At 72.0% G+C, this 9574-nt stretch carries 8 protein-coding genes and 1 pseudogene; 4 read left to right on the plus strand and 5 right to left on the minus strand.

All coding sequences use genetic code 11. From position 1 onward, the window contains the following. A pseudogene (locus tag ACWJ6R_RS22555) lies at positions 1-564 on the plus strand (ABC transporter); the annotation flags it as partial. Between the two features lie 293 nt (positions 565-857). Beyond that, complete coding sequence (locus tag ACWJ6R_RS22560) at positions 858-1322, plus strand: hypothetical protein (protein WP_449064141.1); 465 nt, start codon at positions 858-860, stop codon at positions 1320-1322. Positions 1323-1900: 578 nt separating this feature from the next. On the opposite strand, the gene ACWJ6R_RS22565 is transcribed toward ACWJ6R_RS22560, so the two are convergent. Both ACWJ6R_RS22565 and ACWJ6R_RS22570 read right to left on the minus strand, forming a co-directional pair. After that, positions 1901-2965: a LysR substrate-binding domain-containing protein gene (locus ACWJ6R_RS22565; RefSeq protein WP_449064142.1), complete on the minus strand. Its 1065-nt coding sequence runs from the start codon at positions 2963-2965 to the stop codon at positions 1901-1903. A gap of 54 nt (positions 2966-3019) precedes the next feature. Continuing rightward, positions 3020-3664: a TetR/AcrR family transcriptional regulator gene (locus ACWJ6R_RS22570; protein WP_449064143.1), complete on the minus strand. Its 645-nt coding sequence runs from the start codon at positions 3662-3664 to the stop codon at positions 3020-3022. A 104-nt stretch (positions 3665-3768) separates the two neighbouring features. On the opposite strand from ACWJ6R_RS22570, the gene ACWJ6R_RS22575 reads away from it, so the two are divergent. Together ACWJ6R_RS22575 and ACWJ6R_RS22580 are read left to right on the plus strand one after the other, a co-directional pair. After that, positions 3769-3954, plus strand: a complete 186-nt coding sequence (locus ACWJ6R_RS22575) for a hypothetical protein (RefSeq protein WP_449064144.1) — start codon at positions 3769-3771, stop codon at positions 3952-3954. A gap of 82 nt (positions 3955-4036) precedes the next feature. Continuing rightward, positions 4037-4993 carry an RNA polymerase sigma factor gene (locus ACWJ6R_RS22580; RefSeq protein ID WP_449064145.1) on the plus strand — a complete coding sequence of 319 codons (957 nt, stop codon included), beginning with the start codon at positions 4037-4039 and terminating at the stop codon, positions 4991-4993. A 134-nt stretch (positions 4994-5127) separates the two neighbouring features. Here the strand turns inward: ACWJ6R_RS22580 and ACWJ6R_RS22585 are convergent, their stop codons facing one another. The 3 genes from ACWJ6R_RS22585 to ACWJ6R_RS22595 all read right to left on the minus strand — a co-directional run bounded on the left by ACWJ6R_RS22585 (position 5128) and on the right by ACWJ6R_RS22595 (position 9214). Then, positions 5128-6378 carry a glycine C-acetyltransferase gene (locus ACWJ6R_RS22585; RefSeq protein ID WP_449064148.1) on the minus strand — a complete coding sequence of 417 codons (1251 nt, stop codon included), beginning with the start codon at positions 6376-6378 and terminating at the stop codon, positions 5128-5130. Continuing rightward, positions 6378-7406 carry an L-threonine 3-dehydrogenase gene (gene tdh / locus ACWJ6R_RS22590; RefSeq protein ID WP_449064146.1) on the minus strand — a complete coding sequence of 343 codons (1029 nt, stop codon included), beginning with the start codon at positions 7404-7406 and terminating at the stop codon, positions 6378-6380. Before tdh ends, ACWJ6R_RS22585 begins: the two co-directional genes overlap by 1 nt. A 245-nt stretch (positions 7407-7651) precedes the next feature. Beyond that, entirely contained in the window at positions 7652-9214 is a 1563-nt protein-coding gene (locus ACWJ6R_RS22595; RefSeq protein WP_449064147.1) for a cellulase family glycosylhydrolase, read from the minus strand. Positions 9215-9574: the final 360 nt, after the last annotated feature.

Genomic DNA, 9574 nt, shown 5'->3' on the forward strand with positions numbered 1-9574 from the left:
CCCGCCGCCGGGGCGGTCCAGCGCTCCCAGCTGGACGCCGCCCTGCGCGACACGGCCGCCGCCGCTTCGGCGGGACTGCCCGAACCGTGGGCGGCGGCCGTACGGCGCGCGGCGCGGTCGCACGCCGACGAGCTGGAGGACGCGCTCGACCGGGCGGTGGCGACCACCTCGCTCGGCGCGTCCCGCAGGCCGCTGTGGTGGCGGATGGCCGGGGCGGCGCAGTGGCTGGTGCTCGCGGCGGCGGTGGCGGGCGCGCTCTGGCTGCTCGGCCTGTTCGCCATGGACTACCTGCACCTGCCCGAACCGCCCGTGCCGACCGCCGGTGAGCTGCCGTGGCCCACCCTGCTGCTGCTCGGCGGGCTCTTCCTCGGCGTGGTGCTCGCGCTGCTCTCCCGGGCCGCCGCCTGGCTCGGCGGGCGGCGGAGGGCCCGGAAGGCGGCCGGGGCGCTGCGCGCGAGCGTGGAGCGGGTCGGCCGGGAGCTGGTCCTGGACCCGGTGGAGGCGGAGCTGTCCCGCCACCGCCGCTTCACCGAGGCCATCGCCGCGGCCCGGCGTGGAGCCTAGGAACCCTCGGCGAGCCGCTCGAGATCGATGATCACGTCCTTCCCCTTGAGCGCGTACGCCACCAGGGTGCTGTGACCGGCGGTCTCAGAGGATTTGATTCCCGAATTCGCGGCAAAAAAAGGGAGTAGGATGGGAGCGGAGGAAGGAGCACCCGAATGATCGACGTCAGGTCCCGAGGATCTTCGCCGGGGGCGGTCAGGAAGAGTCGGCTCCGGAGCGCCTCGGCGCGGAGCGAGCACGAAGCGACGGGGGGTTCTCACGTCCCGCGCAGGAAGGAAACCGAGGAGCGGGCGGTGCTGGGCCTGTTCGGCCAGGTGCGGAAACTGGACGAGGTCGTCGCCGGCACCAAGGAGAGCGATACCCGCGACACGGTCAGAGAGGTCCTCCAGGACCTGCTCGCCCAGGCCGAGCCGGTGCGGGCGACGATCGCGTCCAAGATCCTGGGCGTCGACGAGAAGACCGTGCGCGCGTGGGTCAAGGAAGGGCTGCTCACCCGGGTCAAGGGAAGCCCTCGGCTGGTGGTCGAGGCCGGGCGCTTGTACATCGTGGCGATGCTCGTCCAGGATCTCCGCAGGTCCGGCCGGAACCGCAATCTCGCTGAGGCGGTCTGGCACCGCCTTCAGGATCAGGAGCTTCTGGAGGACGGGCTGCTGGCCGACGGGCTCCAGCAGATGCGGCAGGGCGAGGGGCGCCCTTGGAAGGAGGTCAAAGCGGAGTGGGACTCCAAGAACTCGGAGCTCACCACCGGTGAAGACTGAGGTCTATCTCTCGGTCCTCGCGGAGAAGCAGGCCGAAACCCTGCGCGGAGCCGGCCGGAGGACCTTCACCGGCTTCGTCGACGATCTTGAGTCGCGAGGCTGTGCGGCTCTGGGATATCGGCTCACCGGGGATGTGCCGGTGAATCGATTGTGCGTCAAGCACCTGAGAGGTGCGATGCGTGTCGTGGTCGCCTTCGAAGAGCCGGGCGCCGCGTGGGTGCTGATGCTGGGGCCCATGATGAGCACGATCGGGCACGTGACGTGTACACCTTGTTGTGGGAGGCGTGCGGTCTGGACGCGCCGCCGCCGGGCGAGCGGACAAAGCCCGCCTGCTGCGAGGAGGACGGGAAGGGGCCGAGTCTGCAGACGGTCGAAGATCTGGTGACCCGCTGCCGCGATCTGGCCAAGCCGCCTCGTCGACGCAGGCGCGCAAGCTGAAGATCTCCGTATGGAGCGGACGCGTCTTCGGTCCCGTCGAACGCCTCCCGGACCGAGCCGACGGATCCCGTTGAAGACACCGTGGTCAGTCAGATCAAGAGCCAAGCTCTCCCGGGAGGCGTTCCCCTACATCCTCACTGTCAGCTCAGGGCGGTGGCGGCGTGGCGGAGGGCGTCGAGCAGCGGGATGAGCAGGGGGTGGCGCTCAGCGCCGCGCCGTACGGCGGCGAAGACCCGGCGCTGCGGGCCCGCGACGGGGCGGATCACCACGCCGGACAGGTCGGCTCCGCGCAGCGCCAGCCGCGGCACCATCGCCACGCCCGCTCCGGCCGAGGCCAGGGCGACCACCGCGCGGAAGTCGTCGGAGGAGTGCGCGAAGGCGGGGGCGAACCCGGCGTGCTCGCAGGCCAGGGCGATCACGTCGTGGCAGGGGTTGCCCGGATAGGGGCCGATCCAGGTCTCGCCCGCCAGGTCCGCGACGGTGATCGTCTCCCCGGGGAGGGCCGCATCCGTCGCGGTCACGCCCGCCGTACCCGCCGGGTCGGTGTCCGCCGTACCTGCCGTGCCCGCCGGATCGACGCCCGCCGGGGCGATGTCCGTCGTTTCCGTGCTCGTCGTTTGCGTGCGCGCCGCACCCATGCGCGCCGCACCCGCCGGGCGCGTGAGGCGGTGGTCGCGGGGGAGGACGACGTCGAACGGCTCGGAGTAGAGCGGGATGCGGGAGAGCCGCCGGTCGTCCTCGCCCGGAGCACCGCGGTACTCCACGGCGACGGCGACGTCGACCCCGCCGTCCAGCACCATGGTGAGGCTCTGGTCGCCCTCGGCGTCCAGGACGCGCACCCGCAGGCCCGGCTCCTTCTCCCGGAGCACGCCCACCGCCGGGGCCACCACCAGCCCGATCGCGGTGGCGAAGGAGGCGACCTGCACCTCGCCCGCCGCACCGGTCGTGTAGGCGGCGATGTCGGCCTCGGCCCGCTCCAGCTGGGCGAGGACCTCGTTGGTGTGGCCGAGCAGGATGCGGCCGACGGCGGTCAGCCGTACGCCCCGGGCGTCGCGCTCCAGCAGCCGGTGGCCGACCTCGTGCTCCAGGGCGGCGAGCTGCTGGGAGACAGCCGAGGGCGTCAGGTGCAGCGCCGCGGCGGCGGCGGTGACCGTCCGGTGGTCGGCCACCGCGCGCAGGGTCCGCAGCCGCCGGGTGTCAATCACCCCTTCATTGTCGCCAGCGCCCGGACCGCCCACGCCCGACCGCCCACGCCCGGATCATCCGGCCGGGCGGACGGCGTAGTCGCCGAGCGCGGGCTCCAGAGCGTCGAAGGCGGTGCCGATGTGACCGGTGAGCGCCGCGGCGATCTCCGCGTCGTCCTGACCGTCGAGGGTACGGCGGAGCGTCTCGTCGAACAGCAGCCGGTGGACGCCGCCCAGCAGGGCCGCGGCCACCCGGGGCAGGATGTCGCCGGGACCGGCGCCGGCCTCCTCGGTGAGGGCGTCGGCCAGCGCCTTCTCCCGCTCGTCGTGGAACTCCCGCAGCCGGGCCGTCAGCGCGGGGCTGCCGGTGATCATCCGGGCGAACTCGGGACCGGAGAAGCCGATGACCGGGCTGTGCTCGGCGACCGCGGCGAGGTAGGCGCGGCGCAGCGCGGCCAGCGCGGACTCGCCCGGCTCCCTGCCCCGGACGGTCCTGGCCAGGGACTGCACGAACGCCTCGCTCAGGTCGAGGGCGAGGTCCTCCTTGCGGGGGAAGTAGTTGGTGACCGTCATCTTGGCCACCTGCGCGGCCGCCGCCACGTCGGCGATCGTCACCTTGTCGAAGCCGCGTTCCAGGAACAGCCGGGTGGCCTGGTGGGAGATGTTCTCCCTGGTCTGCTGCTTCTTCAGCTCTCTGAGGCCGGTCGTCTGGGTGCTCATGCCTCCACCTTACCTCGGTTCGACCTAAATTTAGTGTTGACATGTTTCTAGGTTCGACATAAATTTATGTCCAGCAAGCCGACGCGACCGAACGGGAGAACCGCATGGCCGAGAAGACCCTCAGCACCGTCCACCTCGCCGAGGCGATCCGGAAGGCCGCCGAGCCGCGGACCTCGAACCGCTTCGCCCGTACGGCGAGCGGGCACGACCGCCGCGCCGAGGGCATGCGGCGGGGGCAGGAGTACCGCGCCCCGGCGCACCGCCCCCGCCGCGTGCCCGGCCGCGGCTGAGCATCCGGCCGATCACCCCGGCACCGGGAATCGATCACCCTGCCCCCGCGTTCTCGTTGACCCACCCGGCGAAAGGACCCTCTTGAGCGCCACCGCATCCCGCCCTGCCCGCCACGCGAACGGAGCCGTCGACGTCGACCCGGTGAAGGACTACCTCAAGCAGATCGGACGCACCCCGCTGCTGACCGCAGAGCAGGAAGTGGAGCTGGGCGGGCGCATCGAGGCCGGGACGCTCGCCCAGGAGCGCCTCGACGCCGAGGGCGAGGGACCGGCTCCGGCCGAGCGGCTGGAGCTGGAGCGGCTGGCCGCCGACGGCCGCCGCGCCAGGGACCACATGGTCGAGGCCAACCTGCGGCTGGTCGTCTCGATCGCCAGGCGCTACGCCGCCGCCGGCGGGATGCCGCTGCTGGACCTGGTCCAGGAGGGGACCATCGGGATGATGCGCGCGGTGGAGAAGTTCGACCACCGGCGCGGCCTGAAGTTCTCCACCTACGCCACCTGGTGGATCAAGCAGGCGATCGGCCGGGCTCTGGCCGACCAGAGCCGGACGGTCCGCCTCCCCGCGCACGTCGTCGAGGTGCTCAACCGGGTGAACCGCGCCCGGCGCGCGATGCGGCAGCAGCTGGGCCGGGAGGCCACCTCCGCGGAGCTGGCGGCCGAGCTGGACCTGACCTCGGAGAAGGTCGAGGAGCTGCTCCGGCACGCCCGCGAGCCGGTCTCGCTGCACACCCCGGTCGGCGACGACGACGGCGCCGAGCTGGGCGACCTCATCGAGGACGACGCGCAGGACCCGGCCGACGCGGTGGTCTCCTCGTCGCTGCGCGGGCAGCTGGACGCGGCGCTGGAGACCCTGACCGAGCGGGAGGCGAACGTGATCTCCCTCCGGTACGGCCTGGCCGACGGCGAGGCCAGGACCCTGGAGGAGATCGGCAGGAGGCTGGGCGTGACGCGTGAGCGCATCCGCCAGATCGAGTCCATGGGGATGCGCAAGCTCCGGCACCCCGCCCGGACCCGCGCCCTGGCCGGCCTCCTGTCCTGAGCACCCGCACGGCCCGCGCCGGCCGGGTCCGGCCCGGTCCGGCCCGGTCCGGCCCCGGTCGGGCCCCGGCCGATTCGGATCAGGCCGATTCGGATCCCGGCTCGGGTCCCGCCCGTGACCCGGCCCCGGCCGGGTCACCCCCGGGCGGCGACGAACGCCTCCACCGCGCGGTCGACGTCCTCGGTGGAGTGGGCCGCCGAGAGCTGGACGCGGATGCGGGCCTGGCCGTGCGGGACCACCGGGTAGGAGAAGCCGATCACGTAGACGCCCCGGTCGAGCAGGCGCTCGGCCATCGCGGACGCCTCCGCCGCGTCCCCGATCATCACCGGGACGATCGGGTGGTCGCCCGGCAGGATGGTGAAGCCCTCCTCGGTCATCCGGGAGCGGAAGCGCGCGGTGTTGGCGCGCAGCCGCTCCCGGGCCTCGCCGGAGCCGCTGACCAGGTCCAGGACGCGCAGCGAGGCGGCGGCGATCACCGGGGCGAGGGAGTTGGAGAACAGATAGGGGCGCGAGCGCTGGCGGAGCAGCTCGCAGATCTCCTTGCGGGCCGCGGTGTAGCCGCCGCTCGCCCCGCCGAGGGCCTTGCCGAGCGTGCCGGTGATGACGTCGACCCGGTCGCGCACCCCGAACAGCTCGGGGGTGCCCGCGCCGCCCTCGCCGACGAAGCCGACCGCGTGCGAGTCGTCGACCATGACCATGGCGCCGTACCGGTCGGCCAGGTCGCAGATCTCGTCCAGCGGCGCGACGTGGCCGTCCATGGAGAACACGCCGTCGGTGACGATCAGGCGGCGGCGGGCGTCGGCGGACTCCTTGAGCCGGGCCTCCAGCTCGGCCATGTCCCGGTTGGCGTAGCGCAGGCGGCGGGCCTTGCACAGCCGGATGCCGTCGATGATGCTCGCGTGGTTGAGCGCGTCGGAGATCACCGTGTCGCGGTCGTCGAGCAGCGTCTCGAAGACGCCGCCGTTGGCGTCGAAGCAGGAGCTGTAGAGAACGGTGTCCTCCTGGCCGAGGAACGCCGCGAGGCGCGCCTCCAGCTCCTTGTGCACCTCCTGGGTGCCGCAGATGAAGCGCACCGAGGCCATGCCGAAGCCCCAGCGGTCCAGCGCCTCCTTGGCGGCGGCGATCACCTCGGGGTGGTCGGCCAGGCCCAGGTAGTTGTTGGCGCAGAAGTTCAGCACCTCGCGGGGCCCGCCGGCCGCCCCGGCCCCCGGCACGGCCACGCCGTCCGGTACGGCGCCGCCCCCCGGGGCCGCGCCGCCCGTGCCGCCCGCGACGGCGATGCCGGCGCGCTGCGGGGTGGTGATGACCCGCTCGGGCTTGAGCAGGCCGGCCGAGGCGATCTCGTCGATGGTCGCGCGCAGGTCGTCGCGGACGTTGTCGAACATCAGGCGGTCCAATCCATGATGATCTTGCCGGTCTTTCCGCTCGCGGCGGTGTCGAAGGCCGCGTCGAAGTCGCGGTAGGAGAAGCGGTCGGTGATGACGGGGGAGAGGTCGAGGCCCTTCTCCAGGAGCACGGACATGGCGTACCACGTCTCGTACATCTCCCGGCCGTAGATCCCCTTGAGGGTGATCATCGAGGTCACGATCGTCGCGAAGTCGACCGCGAACTCCTCCGCGGGCAGCCCCAGCATGGCGATCTTCCCGCCGTGCGTCATGTTGGCGATCATGTCGCGGAGCGCCTGGGGGTGCCCGGACATCTCCAGGCCCACGTCGAAGCCCTCGCGCATGCCGAGCTTCTCCACGCCCTCCGCGATCGACGTCTCGGCGGCGTTCAGCGCCAGGGTGACGCCGAGCTTGTCGGCGAGGGCCAGCCGCTCGGGGCTGAGGTCGGTGATGACGACGTTGCGCGCGCCGACGTGCGTGGCGACCGCCGCGGCCATCAGCCCGATCGGCCCCGCTCCGGTGATCAGCACGTCCTCGCCGACCAGCGGGAACGACAGGGCGGTGTGCACGGCGTTGCCGAACGGGTCGAAGATCGCGGCGATGTCGGGGTCCACCGGCGTACGGTGCACCCACACGTTGGAGGCGGGCAGCACGACGTACTCGGCGAAGGCGCCGTCGCGGTTCACCCCGAGCCCGATCGTGTTGCGGCACAGGTGCCGCCGTCCGGCCATGCAGTTGCGGCACTTGCCGCAGACGATGTGCCCCTCGCCGCTGACCAGGTCGCCGACCGCGATGTCCTCGACCCCCGGAGCCACCTCCACGACCTCGCCGCAGAACTCGTGCCCGACGACGAGCGGCGTGCGCAGCGTCTGCCGCGCCCAGGCGTCGAAGCTCCGGATGTGCAGGTCCGTGCCGCAGATCCCGGTGCGCAGCACCCGGATCAGCACCTCTCCGGGCCCCGCCTCGGGCTCGGGAACGTCCATCAGCCACAGGCCGGGTTCGGCCCGCTCCTTGACCAGTGCTTTCATCCCAGGTCCCCCCTCACCTTCCGACCCTACGCACTGTGCCGGGCCGTCTCCCGCGGTGTCCATCGCGCTTTTCTTAACCCGGGCGACAGCCTGGCTTCACGCCGGGGGACCGCCGGGCCGTACCTCCGGACGCGGGCGTGGGGCGCGGACCGGCCGGAACGGGGAGAAGGCCCCTCCCGGGGGAGCGGGAGGGGCCTTCTCTTCGGACCGGCCGGGGAAGGGGGGTGCGGCCGGTGCGGGGAGGGTCAGCTCGTGGGGAAGTTATCCGCGGTGCGCATGCGGTCGCGGATGTAGACGCCCGACGGGTTGAGCGCCCCGGTGCCAGCGAAGGCACCGGCCGAGCAGGTGCCCGGCTTGAAGGCGGCGCTGCTCTCGGGGGCGTCGGAGTAGGTCCAGTTCGCGTAACCGATCTTCAGCTGGTCCAGCATGTCGATCCACGCGGCGGTGCTGGCGAGGTCGACCTCGCCGTTGCCGCTGGCGGTCACCGTGCCGAACTCGGAGACGAAGAGCGGGAGCTTCGCCGCGGCCCGGCTCACCACGGTCCGGTAGTTGTCCTTGTGCGAGGCGGCGTAGAAGTGGAAGGCGTACATGATGTTCTTGGCGTTGACCGGGTTGCTGACGATCTCGGCCTCGTTGGAGCCCTCCGAGACGCCCAGCGACGACCACGCCCGGGTGCCGACGATGACCACCGCGTCCGGGTCCGCCGCGCGGATCACCGGGATGACCTGCTCGGCGTAGCTCTTGATCGAGGCCCAGCTCACCCCGTTGGGCTCGTTGGCGATCTCGTAGATGACGTTGTCCCTGCCCGCGTTGCGGGCGGCGACCGAGGCGAAGAAGGTCTTCGCCCGGGCCAGGTTGTGGTTGGGGTCGCCCGGCGTCAGCGTGTGGAAGTCGATGATCGCGTACATGCCGCGCGCCGTCGCCATGTCGACGTACTTGTTCACCTGCTCGGTGAAGGCGGCCGGGTTGGTCTCGTACCCGCCCTCCTGCACGTACATGGAGACCCGGAAGAGGTCGGACTTCCAGTCGTTCGCCAGCGCGTCCAGCGAGGCGTCGGTGTAGCACTTGGGGAACCACTGGATGCCGTGGGTGCTCATGCCGCGCAGCTGGACCGGGCGGTTGTACCGGTTGCAGAGGTGGACGCCGCAGACGTGCAGCTTGCCGTTGATCCCGACGGGCGTGCCGGTGGCCGGGGGCCTCGTGGGAGTCGGCGTGGGCGTCGGGGTGGCCGTACGGGTCGCGGTCGGCGTGGGCGTGGGCGTCGCGGTACGGGTCGCCGTGGGGACCGGGGTGGCCGTGCGGGTCGCGGTCGGCGTGGGGGCCACCGTGGCCGTGCGGGTCGGCGTCGGCGCGGCGGTCGGCGGCGCGGGCGGCCTGGTGGCGGTGTCGTTGCAGGTGACGCCGTTGAGGGTGAACGTCTCCGGGATCGGGTTGCCGCCGGTCGTGCTCCCGATGAATCCGATCTGCGCCGAGGCGCCGGTGGCCAGCGACTTGTTGTAGCTCACGCTGCTCGCGGTGACGGCGGTCCCCTTCTGGTCGTAGACCGCCGACCAGCCGTTCCCGACCTTCTGGCCGGAACTCGGGAAGGAGAAGCCCAGCTTCCAGCCGTCGAGGGCGCCGCCGAGGTTCTTGACGGTGATGTTGGCGCTGAATCCGCCCGGCCAGCTGCTGGTGGTGTAGGTGACCGCGCAGCCCGCGGCGGTGGCCATGGCGCCACCGGTCGGCATGGCCGCCAGCGAGCCCAGCGCGAGCGCGACGGTGGCGCCGATCCTCAGGAATCCGCGGCGCGGACGCGCGAGAGGTTTCACGAAGAGTTGGCCTTTCCTGTTCTGTTCAGCCCGGGTGAGGAGGGGCCTCGCATGATCGTCGGCACTCGGCTCCTCAGGGGACGGATGACGGGCCCCGGCCACCGGCGACTGCCGGGATCACGGAACCCGGGGGATTTCTAGCAGCTCGCATGCGATGTTCACTATTTGACCGATATGACCGTTCAGTGTCATGGGGGACGCCGAGGGCCCCGGGAGCCCCTCTTCTCCCTGCTCAACCGCCACGACCCGGTCCCGCCGACGGTCATCCCGGGCCTGTGAAACTTTCATTCCGGACGTGCCCGGCCTCATTCCGGACGTGCCCGGCCTCATTCCGGACGTGCCCGGCCTCATTCCGGACGT

The sequence above is a fragment of the Planomonospora algeriensis genome, assembly GCF_977012225.1.